At 67.5% G+C, this 14919-nt stretch carries 12 protein-coding genes; 6 read left to right on the top strand and 6 right to left on the bottom strand.

What is annotated here, in order from left to right; genetic code table 11:
• Positions 1–3: 3 nt before the first annotated feature.
• A complete protein-coding gene (locus C7401_RS15285) occupies positions 4–1311 on the bottom strand; it encodes an ABC transporter substrate-binding protein (protein ID WP_112172229.1) in 1308 nt (435 codons plus the stop codon).
• Positions 1312–1519: 208 nt separating this feature from the next.
• Here C7401_RS15285 and C7401_RS15280 point away from each other — a divergent pair, with 208 nt between their 5' ends.
• Positions 1520–2569: a Gfo/Idh/MocA family protein gene (locus C7401_RS15280; RefSeq protein ID WP_112172228.1), complete on the top strand. Its 1050-nt coding sequence runs from the start codon at positions 1520–1522 to the stop codon at positions 2567–2569.
• Between the two features lie 4 nt (positions 2570–2573).
• On the opposite strand, the gene C7401_RS15275 is transcribed toward C7401_RS15280, so the two are convergent.
• On the bottom strand, positions 2574–3488 hold the full coding sequence (locus C7401_RS15275) for an NAD-dependent epimerase/dehydratase family protein (RefSeq protein ID WP_112172227.1): 915 nt from the start codon (positions 3486–3488) through the stop codon (positions 2574–2576).
• 143 nt (positions 3489–3631) lie between these two features.
• On the opposite strand from C7401_RS15275, the gene C7401_RS15270 reads away from it, so the two are divergent.
• From C7401_RS15270 to C7401_RS15250, 5 genes are all read left to right on the top strand, one after another.
• Entirely contained in the window at positions 3632–5404 is a 1773-nt protein-coding gene (locus C7401_RS15270; RefSeq protein WP_112172226.1) for an FAD-dependent oxidoreductase, read from the top strand.
• Positions 5391–6002, top strand: a complete 612-nt coding sequence (locus C7401_RS15265) for an NIPSNAP family protein (RefSeq protein WP_112172225.1) — start codon at positions 5391–5393, stop codon at positions 6000–6002. The genes C7401_RS15270 and C7401_RS15265 overlap by 14 nt, the downstream gene beginning before the upstream one ends.
• Before the next feature lie 13 nt (positions 6003–6015).
• Positions 6016–6867 (top strand): sugar phosphate isomerase/epimerase family protein, encoded by an 852-nt coding sequence (locus tag C7401_RS15260; RefSeq protein ID WP_112172224.1) that lies wholly within the window; start codon positions 6016–6018, stop codon positions 6865–6867.
• A 122-nt stretch (positions 6868–6989) separates the two neighbouring features.
• On the top strand, positions 6990–8390 hold the full coding sequence (locus tag C7401_RS15255; protein WP_112172223.1) for an MFS transporter: 1401 nt from the start codon (positions 6990–6992) through the stop codon (positions 8388–8390).
• A 107-nt stretch (positions 8391–8497) separates the two neighbouring features.
• Entirely contained in the window at positions 8498–9367 is an 870-nt protein-coding gene (locus C7401_RS15250) for an IclR family transcriptional regulator (protein WP_112172222.1), read from the top strand.
• Between the two features lie 99 nt (positions 9368–9466).
• Here the strand turns inward: C7401_RS15250 and C7401_RS15245 are convergent, their stop codons facing one another.
• The 4 genes from C7401_RS15245 to C7401_RS15230 form a co-directional block, all read right to left on the bottom strand.
• A complete protein-coding gene (locus tag C7401_RS15245; protein WP_112172221.1) occupies positions 9467–10501 on the bottom strand; it encodes an SGNH/GDSL hydrolase family protein in 1035 nt (344 codons plus the stop codon).
• Between the two features lie 89 nt (positions 10502–10590).
• Positions 10591–11745: a GGDEF domain-containing protein gene (locus C7401_RS15240; protein WP_112172220.1), complete on the bottom strand. Its 1155-nt coding sequence runs from the start codon at positions 11743–11745 to the stop codon at positions 10591–10593.
• Between the two features lie 163 nt (positions 11746–11908).
• Positions 11909–13225, bottom strand: coding sequence for a flavin-dependent monooxygenase QhpG (gene qhpG / locus C7401_RS15235; RefSeq protein WP_112172219.1), 1317 nt, complete (start codon positions 13223–13225; stop codon positions 11909–11911).
• 396 nt (positions 13226–13621) lie between these two features.
• Positions 13622–14710, bottom strand: coding sequence for a purine-nucleoside phosphorylase (locus C7401_RS15230; RefSeq protein WP_373864439.1), 1089 nt, complete (start codon positions 14708–14710; stop codon positions 13622–13624).
• Positions 14711–14919 lie beyond the last annotated feature (209 nt).

The following is a 14919-nucleotide window of genomic DNA, read 5'->3' as shown; positions in this document are numbered from 1 at the left end:
ACCTCAGCGGGCAGCCATCGTGCAGCCGATTTCCTGGCGCGTGCCGTAAAGCCGGTCGAGGTCCGACGGGTTTTGCGGCACGACCGAGACTTGGTTGAGCCAGTCCCACTTGTCGGTGATGTGGTCCTTCACCTTGAACACGGTCCAGCGCCGCAGCAACTGGTGGTCCCACGGGCGGAAATACGCGGGGCCGCTGCTGTCGCCTACCTGCACCGTTTCGAGGCTCTGCACGATGTCCGCGCCCGAGGTGCTCTTCGCGTCGTTCACGGCCTTGAGCAGCGCACGCGTGGTGAACCAGCCGATCCAGGCCTTGTCGGCGGGCGGCTTGCCGTACTTCGCCGTGTATTGCTTGATGAAGGCGAGTTCCTCGGGCGAGTGGCCCGGCGAGCTGAAATGCCAGGGCTTGCCGTAATAGCCGGTCGCGGCGTCGACGTTGATCGACCAGAGATCCGAGTCGCCGATGATCGGGCAGGCCACCGGAATCTGGCCTTTCATGCCCATTTCCGCGTACTGCTTGAGGAAGGTGGAGAGGTCGCCGCCGGGCAGCCCGAGCAGCACGACATCGGGCTTCGACTGGCGGATCTTGAGGATGAACGAACTGAAGTCGGTGGTGTTCAGCGGCGTGACGTCGGCGCCCACGATCGTGCCGCCCGACTGCTTGAGCAACTCCGACATCGAGCGCTGGATGTCCTGCCCGTAGGCGTAATTCGCCACGAGGAAGTGCCACTTCTTGCCGATGGCGAGCAGCGACGGCGCCAGCGCGCGGCAGGTCACGGGCGTCGGGCTCAGCACGCGGAAGGTGTACGGGTTGCAACTGCTGCCGGTCAATTCGCGCGCGGCGGCGTTGGGCGCGATATAAGGCGTTTTCGTGCGCATGGCGACCGACGACATCGCGAGCGACGTGCCGCTGTTCGTGCCGCCGATCACCGCAATCGCCTTGTCCTGCTCCACCAGTTTTTGCATGTTCTGCTGCGCAGACTGCGGGTTGGGCTCGTCGTACCAGACGAGATCGAGGCGGCGGCCGCGCGCCTGGTTGCCCGCCTGGTCGAGCGCGAGCTTCACGCCGTTGGCGATCACTTCGCCTTGCTCGGTCCACACGCCCTGCTTGGCCATCAGCAGGCCGAGTTTGAGCGGCTGCTCGCCTTGCGCGCGCACGAAGGCGGGCGCCGCGAGCACCGCCGCGCCGCCCGCGAGCGCCTTGCCTGCCGTGGCAAGCCAAGCGCGCCGCGTGAGTCCGCAGGCGCCCGGTGTATCCGCCGACGATGTTTCGGGGGCCGAAAGGTGGCTGTCCTGGTTGTGCTTTTCCGTCATGTGTCTCCGCTCCTGTCCCGTGTGAATGGCTGGGTTTGCTTGTGTCCGGCGCGCCGTGCAAAACCGGTGCGCCATAAAAGTTTTGGTGAACTCTAGTTCAAATTGGAATAGTATTCAACAATCAAAGCAAATTTCAGGGTATCGGGGTAATCACCGTGACGGCGCCCTGGAGCCAATCTGTTCAACCGGGAAAAGGAGGAGAAACGCAATGGCAAGGAGACGTCTGGCGGTAATCGGCGCGGGTGCGATCGGCAGGATGCACGTGGAGCGCGCGCGGCTGCACCCGCACGCGCAAGTGGTGGCGATCGCGGACCCGTCGCCCGCCGCGCAGCAGTTCGCGCACGCCGAAGGGCTGCGCTGGTTCGCCGACTACGCAGCGATGCTCGACGAAGTGCGCCCCGAAGGCGCGATCGTCGCGACGCCGAACGCGACCCATGTCGACGTGGGCCTCGCATGCGTGGCGCGCGGCGTGCCGGCGCTGATCGAAAAGCCGGTTGCCGATCATGTGGAGGACGCGTTGCGGCTCGATCGCGCCGCACGCGAAGCAAACGTGCCGCTGCTCGTCGGCCACCATCGCCGCCACAATCCGATCCTGCGCCGCGCGCGCGAGATCGTGCGCTCGGGGCGCCTCGGCAAGCCCGTGGCGGCCAATGCGCTCGCCACGTTCTACAAGCCCGACGCGTACTTCGACATGCAGTGGCGCCGCGAGGCGGGCGGCGGCCCCGTGCTCATCAACCTGATTCACGACATCGACATCATGCGGTTCCTGCTCGGCGAGATCGTGGAGGAGCAGGCGCAGACGTCGAACGGCGTGCGCGGCTTCGCGGTGGAGGACACGGCCGCCGTGCTGCTGCGCTTCGCGAGCGGCGCGCTGGGCACGATCGTGGTTTCCGACACGGCGGCCGCGCCCTGGAACTGGGACCTCGCGGCGGGCGAGGCCGCGCACTACCCGCGCCAGCAGGAGAACACGCACTTCCTGATCGGCACGGACGCGTCGCTGACGCTGCCGCAGCTCGATGTGTGGGAGTACCGCAGCGGCAAAGGCTGGCACGAGCCGCTCACGGTGGAGCGCAGCACGCCGCATGCGGGAGATCCTTACCACGAGCAGTTGCGTCATTTCGCTGCGGTGATCGCGCGCGAAGAAGCGCCGCTGTGCACGGCCGACGACGGTGCGCGCACGCTCGCGGCGACGCTTGCGGTGCATCGCGCGGCCGCGTCGCGAGCGCCGGCTGTGCCAGCCGACGCCATGCAACGATAAACGATCAGGAAGCCTGAGTGATTTTGAGGCCGTGGCGATAGAACGCCACGGTCTCGCGCAGGCCGTTTTCGAGCGAGGTTTGCGGCAGGCCGGGCAGCAGGCGCGCCAGCGCGGGATCGTGCAGGAACGCGGTGGCGATGGGCAGCGGCGGGCTGCTCGCGTCGATGCGCGCGCCGGGCGCGATGGCTTCGATCCGCTCGATCAGCGTGGCGACCGGCGTCATTTCGCCAGCCAGCGTGAACGCATGTGCGCCTTCGAAGTCGCGCAGCAGTGCCGCTTCGTAGGCCGCGGCGACATCGTCGGCGAATACGAGGCCCGTCGATCCGCTGAAGGGGATGGTATAGCGCTCGCCGCGCGCGGCCGCGCGGCACGCGAGGCTCGGCCCCGCGCTGGAGCCCGATTCGCGCCCCGCGCCATAGACCACGAGCGGGCGAAAGCCGATGCTGGCCATGCCGTGGTCGTGCCAGTACGCGCGCGCGGAGCCCTCGCAGGCAAGCTTGAACGCGCCGTAGTGCGTTTGCGGCAGGGGCGCGGCGCCGTCGTCGGGGCCGAACACGCCGGCGCTGCTCGCGTAGAGCACGCGGCGCAGGCCCGCGGCGCGCGCGGCTTCGAACACGTTCAGCGTGCCGATCAGGTTGATCTGCGCGCCGCGCACGGGGTTCGCCGCGCAGTCGGGCGTGAGGATGCCCGCGAGATGAATGACGGCGTCGCAGCCTTCCAGCGCGCGCGCGGTGTCCTCCGCGCTGGCGATGTCGCCGGTGCGCCATTGCACCGCCGCCGCGTGTTCGGGCGCGAGCGCTTCGACGAGCCGCGCGTTCGCGCGCAGGTCGAAGGCTACGCAGTCCATGCCGCGCGCGAGCAGCCGCTTCATGATCCATGCGCCCAGAAAACCGCTGCCGCCCGTGATCAGTACCTTCATTGTCATGCCTCCATGGTGTTCGTCAGGTCACAAAGTCTTTGCCAAACCGAATTTAGTGGAATAGTATTCCACAACGAAAAGTAATTCTACAAAGACAGCACAATACTGTCTCTGGAGACACAGGAAGAAAGGCGATACCGAACATGAAGGATGAACCGAAACTCGATTGCGACGTGCTGGTGCTGGGTTCGGGCGCGGCCGGGCTGTCGGCGGCGGTGACGGCGGCGGCGCAGGGCTTGCGCGTGATCGTCGCGGAAAAGGAGGACGTGTTCGGCGGCACGACCGCCTGGTCGGGCGGCTGGCTGTGGATTCCGCGCAACCCGCTGGCCACGCGCGCGGGCATACGCGAGGACATCGAGGCGCCGCGCACTTACCTGAAGAGCGAACTGGGCGCGCAATACGACGCGGCCAAGGCCGACGCGCTGCTCGAACGCGGCCCGGAAATGGTCGAGTTCTTCGAGCGCCACACCGCGGTGCGTTTCATCGACGGCAACCGCATTCCCGATTTCCACACCACGCCGGGCGCGGGCACGGGCGGCCGCTCGGTGTGCGCGATGCCGTTCGACGGCCGCGAGCTCGGGCCGCTGATCGACAAACTGCGCAAGCCGCTTTCGGTCACGACGATCAACGGCATGGCGCTCGGCTCGGGCCAGGATCTCGCGCACTTCTATCGCGCCACGCGCTCGCTGCGCTCGGCGCTCTACGCGAGCCGCCGCCTCGCCGCCTTTGGCTGGCACAAGCTGCGCTACGGGCGCTCGATGCATCTCGTGAACGGCAACGCGCTCACCGCGCGCCTCTTGAAGTCGGCGGCCGATCGCGGGGTGGACCTGCGCACGCGTGCGAAAGCGATTGGCCTCTTGCGCGATGCGTCGCGCGTCACGGGCGCGCGTGTCGAGATCGACGGCGTGGTGCATCAGGTGCACGCCGCGCGCGGGGTGGTGCTTGCCTGTGGTGGTTTTCCGCATGACGTTGCGCGCCGCGCGCGAACCTTCGCTTATACGCCTTCGGGCCGCGAGCACTGGTCGGCGGCGCCGCGCAGCAACACCGGCGACGGCATTCGTCTGGGCGAGTCGATCGGCGCGCATTTCGACGGCGCGCTCGAAGCGCCCGCCGCGTGGGCGCCCGTCTCGATCGTGCCCATGCACGACGGCGTGAAAGACGTGGTCTTTCCGCACTTGATCGAGCGCGCCAAACCCGGCGTGATCGCGGTCACGCGCGCGGGCAAGCGTTTCGTGAACGAGGCTTCGTCGTATCACGACTTCGTCGGCGCGCTGCTCGACACGACGCCGCCCGGCGAGGAAGTATGCGCCTGGCTCGTCTGCGATCACCGCTTTCAGCGCCGCTACGGGCTGGGCTTCTCGAAGCCGTTTCCGTTTCCGCTCGGGCCGTATCGCCGCTCGGGCTATCTCAAGCACGGTGCGACGCTCGCGGCGCTGGCGGCGCAATGCGGCATCGACGCGCACGCGCTGGCCGAAACCGTTTCGACCTACAACCAGTACGCGAAGCAGGGCTTCGATCCGCAGTTCCACAAAGGCTCGACGCCGTACAACCGCGTGCAGGGCGATGCCGGGCACGCGCCGAATCCGTGCCTCGCGCCGGTGGAAAACGGCCCGTATTACGCGGTGAAGCTGCTGCCTGGCAGCCTCGGCACGTTCTCGGGTCTCGCCACCGACGCGCAGGCGCGTGCGCTCGACCGCAGCGGCCGCGCGATCGACGGCCTCTACGCCGTCGGCAACGACAGCGCGAGCATGATGGGCGGTTGCTACCCGAGCGGCGGTATCACGCTCGGCCCGGCGATGACCTTCGGCTATCTCGCCGGGCTCTCGCTTGCCGGTGCACAGCCTGCTACGGCATGCACATCGGACTCCGAACAAAAATGTTTTTATCCTCAAGGACAATGCAATGACACTGTATGACGTAGTGACGCTCACGGTGAAGATCGGCGCGAACGCGCAGGTTTTCGAAGGCATCAAGGCAAGCGGCGATCCGCAGGGCGGCAAGCTGCTCGGCTGCTGGTACTCGGACATCGGCGCGCTCGGCAAGGTGCTGGTGCTGCGCGGCTACGCGTCGGAGGCGGCGCTGGTGAGCGAGCGCAAGCGCCTGCTGCTGGAAGGCAATCCGTTCGGCGTGGGCGAGTTTATCGACGACGTGAAGACGGAAAGCTACGCGCTCTTTCCGTTCCTGCCGCCCATCGAGCCCGCGGTGCATGGCGGCATCTACGAGATGCGCGTGTACGGCACGAAACTCGGCAGCCTTCAGCATACGATCAACGTATGGGAGCAGGCCGTGCCCGAGCGCACGAAGCGCTCGCCGCTGGTGGGCGCGATGTACTCGCTCGACGGCGACGTGCCGCGCTTTCTCAACATCTGGCCGTATGCCAGCGTGGACGAGCGCTCGCGCATTCGCGCCGAAGCGGTGAAGGACGGCGTGTGGCCGCCCAAGGGCGGGCCCGCGCATCTCACGACGATGGAATCGACGATCTGCGTGCCGGCCCCGTTCTCGCCGCTGCGCTAACCAGGGAGACATCATGACCCAGCCTCAATCGCGCGCGCTCTCGCTTTCGGCGTTGACCGTGCTCGAACTGAGCCCGCCGCAGATGGTGCAGTGCGCCGTCGATGCGGGTTACGACTACGTGGGCCTGCGCCTGTTGCCCGCGACGGATCACGAAGTGCGTCACGACATCGTCGGCGAAACGGGCAATACGCGCAATACGCCGCTCAAGCGTGAAACCCTGGCAATCCTGAAGGATACGGGCATGCGCGTGCTCGACGTCGAGATCCTGCGCCTGAAGCCCGACACCGATGTGAACGCCTATCGGCCCATGCTCGAAACGGCGGCGGAACTCGGCGCGCGCTACGTGCTCGTGGCGGGCAACGACCCGGACGAAGCGCGCACCGTCGACCGGCTGGGTCAGCTTTGCGACATCGCGGCGCCGCTCGGTCTCACGCCCTCGCTCGAACCCATGCCGTGGACCGACGTGAAGGACATCACGGCGGGCGCGCGCATCGTGAAGGCGAGCGGGCGGCGCAATACCGGCCTCATCATCGACCCGATTCACTTCGACCGCGCGCGCTCGTCGCTCGACGACTTGCGCGCGCTGCCGCGCGAATACTTTGGCTATGTGCAGTTCTGCGACGCGCCGGCCGAGCGGCCCACCGACCTCGACACGCTGCTTTTCCAGGCGCGCTGCGAACGGATGATTCCGGGCGAGGGCGGCCTCGACCTCGTGGGCATCCTGCGCGCGTTGCCCGAGCAGTTGCCGGTGAGCGTCGAAGTGCCGACCGGGCAGTGGGCAAAGACCACGCGCGCCGTGGATCGCGCGCGCCGGTTGCGCGAAGCGACGCTTGCCGTGCTCGAGCGGGCGCGCGAAGCGCGCTGACCACAGGCAGCGCACCGCGTGCGCCGAAGCATCGAGCGGTCCGGCCAGGCGGCCAGTCGAAGCGCCGTCCGGGCCCGCGTTCTGAATCGACAGAACAAGAAGAACATGACACGGAGACAACCATGGCTTTTTCACACACGGCCCAGCGGGCCGCGCAATCCCGGAGTGCGAGCGAGAGCGCGCGTGCGCTGGACGTTCAGCAGTTTCTCGATGACCAGCCGATCGGGCGCTTTCAGGTGCTCGTGCTGCTGCTGTGCATGATGATCGTGATGCTCGACGGCCTCGACACCGTCATGATCGGCTTCATCGCCCCGTCTCTCTCCAGCGCATGGGCGATTCCGCGCGACGCGCTCGGGCCGGTGATGAGCGGCGGGCTGCTCGGTCTCGCGTTCGGTGCGCTGACCGCCGGGCCGCTCTCGGACCGCCTGGGCCGCAAGACGGTGATGACCGTGGCCGTGCTGTTCTTCGGCGTCTGGAGCCTCGCTTCGGCGTTCGCGTGGAACGTGCCGTCACTTACTGTGCTGCGCTTTCTCACCGGCATCGGCCTCGGCGCCTCGATGCCGAACGCGGCGACCCTCATGGCCGAATACGCGCCGCCGCGCCGCCGTGCGTTGATGGTGACGGCCGTGTTCTGCGGCTTCACGTTCGGCGCGGCGGGCGGCGGCTTCGTGAGCGCGTGGCTCATTTCGCAGTGGGGCTGGCAGTCGGTGCTGCTGCTCGGCGGCGTGCTGCCCGTGCTGTTCGTGCCGGTGCTCATCAAGTGGCTGCCCGAGTCGGCGCGCTATCTCGCGCTCAAGGAAAGCCGCCGCGCGCGCCTCGTGAGCGTGCTCAATCGCCTGAAGCCCGGGTCGGCCGGCGAGTCAACGCGCTTCGTCTCGCACGAACCCGCGCAAGCGCCGCGCAGCCCCGTGCGCGCGATTCTTTCACGCGAGCACGCGTTCGGCACGGTGATGCTGTGGATCTGCTATTTCGCGGGCCTGCTCACGGTCTACCTGCTCGGCAACTGGCTGCCCACGCTGATTCGCGGTCTGGGTTTCTCGCTTGGCGAAGCAGCGGTGGTGGGCGCGCTGTTCCAGGCGGGCGGCACGGTCGGGTCGGTGCTGATCGGCTGGCAGATGGACCGCTTCAATCCGCATCGCGCGCTGGGCGCAACCGTGCTGGCGGGCGGCGTGCTGGCCTGGTACATGGGCGCTTCGGCGCACCCGTTCAGCATTATCTGCGTGTTGGCGTTCGGCATGGGCTACTGCATGAACGGCTCCAACACGGGGTTTTGCGCGCTCGCGGCCGGTTCCTATCCGACCGAAATGCGTGCGACCGGCACGAGCTGGATGCTCGGCGTGGGCCGCTTCGGCGGCATCGCGGGGGCGATGGTGGGCGCCGCCATGCTGCACGCGAACTGGAGCTTCGGCGCGGTTTTCACGGCGCTGGCCGCGCCGGCTGCTGTGGGCGGGCTGGCGGTGCTGCTCAAGGGGGCGCGCCATCGAGGCACGTTTGCGGCCGTGAGCGTGAGCGCGGGGCACTAAAACCCGTGCGTGGAGGCATGCGCCTGGGAGTTTGGCGCGAATTCGCTTGAATTCCAGTGTGGAATTGTGTTCTCATTTGACTACCACGATACGGATGAGAAAACGCTATGGCAGGGAATCTTGAGCGTGCGCTTGGCGTGCTTGAACTGTTGGCGAAGAATGGCGGGCGCATGCCGCTCGCCACGATTGCGGACACACTGGACATTCCGCGCAGCGGCACCCACCGGCTCCTTTCGATGCTGATCGACGAGGGCTTCGTGCGCCAGGACGAGGAGCACGGCGAGTACATGCTCGCCATGAAGCTCGTTTCGCTGGCGCTGATCTATCTCTCGACGAGCGGGGTGTTCGACATCTCGCAGCCGGTGCTCGATCGCCTCGCCGAAGCCTCGGGCGAACTCGCCCGGCTCGGCGTGGTGGAGGGCGATCACCTCACCTTCGTCGGCAAGGCGCAGGGTGCGAAGTCGGGCCTGCGCTACGACCCGGACATGGGCAGCAATCCGCCGCTGCACTGCACGGCGAGCGGCCAGGCGTGGCTCGCCACGCTGCCGGACGAACGCGCGATCGAACTGGTGTCGCGGCAGGGCGGCCTCGGGCCGAAGGCGCAGAACGCACCGCGCGCGCCCAGGACGATCCAGCAGTTCCTGAAGGACCTCAACGGCGCGCGCCAGCGCGGCTACGGTGTGGCCATCGAGACCTACGAGCGCGGCATGACGTCGATCGCGGCGCCCGTGCGCAATCCCGTGACGGATGAGGTGGTCGGCATCGTCAGTCTGGCGGGGCCGAGCAGCCGCTTGCCCGAGGAGCGCCTCCTGGAACTGGCGCCGCATTTGCTGGAGGCGGCGTCGGACATGGGCGCGGCCACGCTGAGCTCGCGCTACTTCAAGCAGCGCGCGGCGGCCGCGGCAAGTGTTGAGCCGCCGCAAGCACAAGCGCAAGCCCCGGCCAGCAAGACGCGGGCCCGGGCGGCGGCGAAGTAAGGCTCGCCGCCTCCATCGAACGATGGAGGCGGTGGGGCGCGCTCCACAATCAACGGTACGGACGACTGATTAAATGAAGCGTGTGGCGGGCTTGCATGCTCAGTGTCCGAGCCCGCTCGCGGCGATCTGCTGCTCGACGTACTGGGCGAACAGCGCATGCGTACGCGTGGTGGGGTGCAGGTCGTCGGCAAAGATGTAGGTCTGGTCCGCGTTGGGCGCGACGTAGGTGGCCGGCGAGCAGAACAGCGAGGTATTGTCAGGCGTTTTCGATGCATCGCAGGCCTGGGCCGTGTTGGACACGGTAAAGCCGTTCGCCTGGAAGTTCGCGATGAGCTGGGTCACCCAGGCATAGGAATCGATCTCGATGACCTTGCCTTGCAGGCCGTTCGCCTGCAACGCGCCGTTCAGGGTGGCGTTGAAGAGTTGCGACAACTGGGTCAGGTTCGCGCCGCCGTCCGAGGCGGCACGACCCTTGGGCGAGAGGCCGGCATTCGGCACGTTGACTACCACCACGTGCGTGGCGCCGCTCTGCACGATCTGCCCGACCACCTGCGCGAGCGTGCTTGCCGCCGTTTGCACGGTTGCCGTGGCGGCCGGCGGGGTGCCCGCCCGAAGCACGTCGTTGGCGCCCGCCCAGACGAGCACAAGCTGGCCGGAGTTGAACGTGCCGTGAGCGGAAAGGTAGCTCGATACCTGCTGGTTGACAGGCATTTCGATGTTGCCGATCACGTCGGAAAGAAAGTCGTACTGGTTGGCCGGGGTGGCGACCGTCGAGCCGCCCTCGGCGTAACCCAGCCCGCTTTGCGCGCTCAACTTGTGATCGAAGCCGATGGTGTAGGCGGCGTTCAGCGTGTCCCCATAATACTGAGCGACGTCCTGGGCCCACACCTGGCCGGGGTTGGTCGTGAAACGGCCGCCGCCCACGGCGCTCGCGATCGGCGCGTATGTCCCCACATCCGAAAGGCTGTCGCCGAACGAGACGACCTGCAACTGAACGCCGCCCGGCGGCGTGTTCGTGGCGCCGCCCGAACCGCCGGAGCCACCGCCGCCGCCGCCGCATGCCGCGAGCAGCGCAACGAGCGTGACCAGCAAGGCAGAAATTGCACAACGAACCCGGTATTCGATCGCCAACATCGCGCCTCCCTTACCGCTCAAGGCGGTTGCGCCCGCGCGGCGGGCCTGCTTCAGGGGAGTAGCAAAAAGAGTGCGCGCTGCGGGCGCGCTCAAAGCGACAGCGATTCGAGCCGGTTGCCGCCCAGCGACTTCGCGTTGTAGAGCGCCGCGTCGGCGGCGGCCAGCAGATCGGCCAGCGTGGACGCTTCGTGCCCATGCTGCGCGAGGCCAATGCTGACCGTGGCCTGGATGGCGACGCCGTTGCTGCGGTGAGAGGCGCTTTGCGCGAAGCGCCGCGCGATCGCCTCGCCCACCGCTCGCGCGCGCGAGCGGTCGTGGCCGGGCAGCAGGGCGGCGAATTCCTCCCCGCCAATGCGGGCGAGCACCGCGTCGGCGCCCACCGCGCTGCGCACGATATCCGCGAATGACTTGAGGACTTCGTCACCCGTTTGATGGCCGTAACGGTCGTTGATCGTCTTGAAGTGGTCGAGGTCGAAGGCGAGGAGCGAAACGGGCCGGTGTGCCGTGTCGCGGCCGATCACGCGCTCGCCTTCCTCGAAGAACCATCTGCGGTTGCCAAGGCGCGTGAGGTAGTCGGTTTGCGATTCGAGCACGAGTTGCCCGTGAGTTTCCTCGCGCATGAGCCGCAGGATGGCCATGGGCAGCACGACCGAATAGAGCACGCCTTCATACATGGTGATCTTGCCGACGGCCGCGACGACGTCTTGCCCGTAGCGGTTTGCGAGCCAGGGCAGGATGAGCGCGCGGAACGCGTAAAAGAGCGCGTGAATGCCCGTCACGATCGCCGCGACGTAGCGCGATTGCACCCCTTTCATGCCGTCGCCGCGAAGCAGTTCGCGGGACGTCATGGCGCTGGCGAGCGCGATGGGCAGCGCGCTCACGTAGAACCACATGGTTTCGGTGTGCCGCGCGCCCCATGTGGCCCATGTCAGCGCGATCACGGCGAGCAGGGCGATCGAGCCCGCGCGGTATTGCCGTCCGTTGAGCGTCGCAACCCCATGCAGGACCCGCAGATAGCCGGTCATGATGACGAGGTTGCTCAGGGCCGCGCCCGCCGCGCCGGGCAGGCGGGTGCGCACGAGCACGAGGGCGCAGCCGAGCGCCAGCGTGGCGTAGCCCGAGGCCAGGATCCGCAATGCCTTGCTGCGCCGGGGATGCGTGCGATGCTCCCAGAGCGTCATGCCGGCGCTGGCGAGAAGGGTTCCGATCAGAAGGAGATAAATGGTCAGTAAATCGACGTGCATCGCGAGCGTGGGGCTTCTACGCCGGTACTTCGCGGCGAACGGCGCATTTTACGCCGAAACGCTACGGCGCGATGAAGGCTCCCGCGGCGGCGCACGCGGCGTTGCATTTCGCGCCGCACGGGCAAGCTCATCAGCACTGCCATGCAATATGCGCCAAAGGGCATCAAACGTAGCGCTCGGGAAAGTCCTGCATCGCGAGCCAGTGGCGGAGCAGCCGTGCCTGGTCCGCATCGAGCGACTTGAGCACCTGCTCGGCGGGCTCGCGGCGCAGCGCCTCGACAACGGGCGCGAGCGCCGCATCGCAGAGGTGCCAGATGCCGAGCGGCTGGTCCGGGCTCGCGACCACATCGGCTTCGGCAATCAGGCCGCCTTCGATCACCGGTGCGCGTTCGACATTCAGTTCGTTGAAGTCGGCGCTCACGTGCGCGGGCCGGTCGTCGGGCCACACACCGCGCGTGAGCCAGAACGGCTGTGTGGTCCAGCGTTGTTCGAGCGCGTAGACGTCGCGGCCCGTGCGTGCGAAGCGCATGAACAACTGCTCGATACGCTGCTGATGAAAGCGCAAGGCGAGCGGGGCGCGCTCGGGCCGCTCGAGCAGCGTGTGGATCACGGCGGGCGCCTGCAAGGCGGAGGTGAGCGACTGGAACACGCCGTTGCCCGCGAGCGGATCGACGGCCATGGCGGCGTCGCCCACGCGCAGCCAGTTGTGGCCGCCTGTGCGCCCGCATAGCGTGGCGGTGCTGCTGCGCGCATACAGACGCGCGTCGTTGGCCGCGTCGCCCGCGAAGAAGTCGCTCGCCAGCGGCGAATGGCGCATGCGTTCGCAATAGGCGAGCAGTTCATCGCGCTGCGGCAATTCGGGGTTCGCGACATCGAGCGTCAATTGCCAGTAGCAGCGGCCGTCGCGCAGGCGGGCCATCCATGCCCAGCCGGCGGGCAGGCTTTCGACGGCCGTTGCCGCGGTGCCGGGTCGGCCCCGCCATACATTCAGCAGGCTCAAAGTTTGCGGACCACGCGTCGCGTCGCGCAAGAGCGGCGCGAAGCGGCCGCGCGCCTCGACCAGAAAGTCGGCGCGCAGCGTGAGCGGACCATCGGCGGTTTCGATCATGAGATCGTGGCCCGCCGCCGACGACTGCAACGATCGAACGTTCGCTTCGATCACGTCCACGCCCGCGTTGTACAGGTCCTCTCGCAAGGCCGTGTCGAACAGGCGCCGGTCGACGAGGAATTCGGCGTCTAGCGTGCGCAATGCGCCGTTCCAGAGCGTGGTGCGCACGCACGGGCCTTCGCCGCAGCTTGCCGCGTGATGCAGGCTCGCGCGGCGCAATGCTTCGATCGCGCGTGCGGAGAGGGCTTCGGCGGCGTCGAAGCGCCGCCAGTCGCTCACCACCTGCACGCGATGGCCGAGCCCGGTGAGCGCGCGCGCGACCGCGGCGCCCGCGGGCCCCGCGCCGAGCACCACGATGCTGGCGGCGTTCATGATGCGCTCGCGCGCCGTCGCGCGAGCGTGCAGACGTTGTGCGTGAGCGCCTGAGGGGGAGGAAACGAATGGTGCAACCCGTCCTCCTTGCAATGTTGGCGCAACGCTTTGTGTTCCTCGCGCTGCGCTTGCGATGAGCGAAACCTAATCTGGCATAGATGCCGCGAGAAAGCTATCCGGTCAAAGGCGAATATCTACGGCACAGGTGCCGCGTTTCCATGCGCCATGCGTATGAACGATCGTGCACGTTAACTGCTTTGCGAATTGTCGATGCATGGCGCCTGACCGCGCGAGGCGTGGCATCGGTCGTCGCGCATATGATCCGTATTCCTCACAAGGATGCCCGCAGCGACGCAAGGGGACGCCAGGCGGCGCCAGTGCACGCGATATCGGCATTCAGGGGCGCGAAGGCACGCCCTCTTGCCATTCGCTCCATTGCGCGACGATGGTCTGCACGAGCGGATAGCCCGCGCGAAAGAGATTCTCCAGCGCGGGCGCGAAGCCGCCCTGGCTCGCATAGTTCAGCAGATTCGCGGCGCTCGATTCGCCTGCATGGGGGCGATCGAAATCGGACCCGGCACGCAGCACGGCCACGCGCTGGAGATCCACCCGCTGGGCGGCGGCCGCACGCTTGAGCGCTTCATAGGTCGCGTTATCCTCCTGCTGCGTCATGCAATACACGCCCTGGCCGCCGGTCAGCTCGCGCGTGAATTCGCTCGCTCGCGCGCCGAGCGCGGTGCCCGACCACCACGTATCGTCCGCGACCGAGTCGCAGCGAATGACCGTGGGCGGACGGTTGGCCGGCGCATCAGCATATTTCGCGCGGGCGGCCTGGGCCTGCGCGCTGTCCGCGAGCGCAACGTGTTGCGAGAGCGCCCACGCCGCGTCGGTGAGCCTCGGGTTCAGGCGGAACACTTCGGTGCGATAGTCGAGCGGCGGCTTTTCTGCGGGGCTTTTCGTGTTGATGCCGAGATAACCGGTGTGCCAGTCGCGTGGCCGCCCGTCGCCGTCCACTTCCCATTGCAGACCGAAGTCGACGAGCCAGTCCGACCATGCCGCCGAGCCCAGCGTGCCGCGCTCGGGATTCACGCCCGCAATGCCCGCGATCAGGAAGTAGGTGCGGCGCAGGTCGAACTGCGGCGCGAAGGCGAGCGCCATGGTCGAGGCGGCCGCGTTCGCATGGCCCATGCCCGTCGTCATGACGCAAACGTCATTGGCATTGCATTGCACGGCGGGGTAGTCCGGCGAGAGGCCCGCGATCGTCACGGACTGCCAGGGACCGAGGCGATCGAGCCACGTTTTGGCCTCGGGCGCGAACATCGTGACGATCATGACCTTCACCGGGCGCGCGTGCGCGCTTGCCGGCTCCTGCGCGAAGGCGGACGTGGCGGGCGGCGTGGCCGCCGTGCAGGCGGCGAGCGCCAGCGCGGCGCACAGAGAGGCCAGGCAGGCCAGGGAGGTCAGCCGGTTGAGGCGGGCACGCATTGTGTGGCTCCGTTTTGTCGTTCGTGTGGGGCGTATCGGGTTAGCGGACCGATTGTCCAGGATTGTCCGGGATCGTGTTGAATTGATCGGGCGAATGCGCCCGACTATGACAGTTTCGCGACGGTTTCGCGCGTTGCGCGCCGCCGCATTGTGCGGAGCGCATTTCCAGAGGAAGTACCTATACTTCGTGAGAGACCGGCCCATGCGCC

Source organism: Paraburkholderia unamae (assembly GCF_003268775.1).
Classification (GTDB): domain Bacteria; phylum Pseudomonadota; class Gammaproteobacteria; order Burkholderiales; family Burkholderiaceae; genus Paraburkholderia; species Paraburkholderia unamae.
This window is presented reverse-complemented; position numbering and strand designations above follow the sequence as displayed.

Coding starts and splice junctions, on each gene's coding strand:
- C7401_RS15255 (WP_112172223.1), top strand. CDS start 6,990: ATGGCTTTTTCACACACGGCCCAGCGGGCCGCGCAATCCCGGAGTGCG.
- C7401_RS15275 (WP_112172227.1), bottom strand. CDS start 3,488: ATGAAGGTACTGATCACGGGCGGCAGCGGTTTTCTGGGCGCATGGATC.
- C7401_RS15265 (WP_112172225.1), top strand. CDS start 5,391: ATGACACTGTATGACGTAGTGACGCTCACGGTGAAGATCGGCGCGAAC.
- C7401_RS15250 (WP_112172222.1), top strand. CDS start 8,498: ATGGCAGGGAATCTTGAGCGTGCGCTTGGCGTGCTTGAACTGTTGGCG.
- qhpG (WP_112172219.1), bottom strand. CDS start 13,225: ATGAACGCCGCCAGCATCGTGGTGCTCGGCGCGGGGCCCGCGGGCGCC.
- C7401_RS15230 (WP_373864439.1), bottom strand. CDS start 14,710: ATGCGTGCCCGCCTCAACCGGCTGACCTCCCTGGCCTGCCTGGCCTCT.
- C7401_RS15285 (WP_112172229.1), bottom strand. CDS start 1,311: ATGACGGAAAAGCACAACCAGGACAGCCACCTTTCGGCCCCCGAAACA.
- C7401_RS15280 (WP_112172228.1), top strand. CDS start 1,520: ATGGCAAGGAGACGTCTGGCGGTAATCGGCGCGGGTGCGATCGGCAGG.
- C7401_RS15245 (WP_112172221.1), bottom strand. CDS start 10,501: ATGTTGGCGATCGAATACCGGGTTCGTTGTGCAATTTCTGCCTTGCTG.
- C7401_RS15260 (WP_112172224.1), top strand. CDS start 6,016: ATGACCCAGCCTCAATCGCGCGCGCTCTCGCTTTCGGCGTTGACCGTG.
- C7401_RS15270 (WP_112172226.1), top strand. CDS start 3,632: ATGAAGGATGAACCGAAACTCGATTGCGACGTGCTGGTGCTGGGTTCG.
- C7401_RS15240 (WP_112172220.1), bottom strand. CDS start 11,745: ATGCACGTCGATTTACTGACCATTTATCTCCTTCTGATCGGAACCCTT.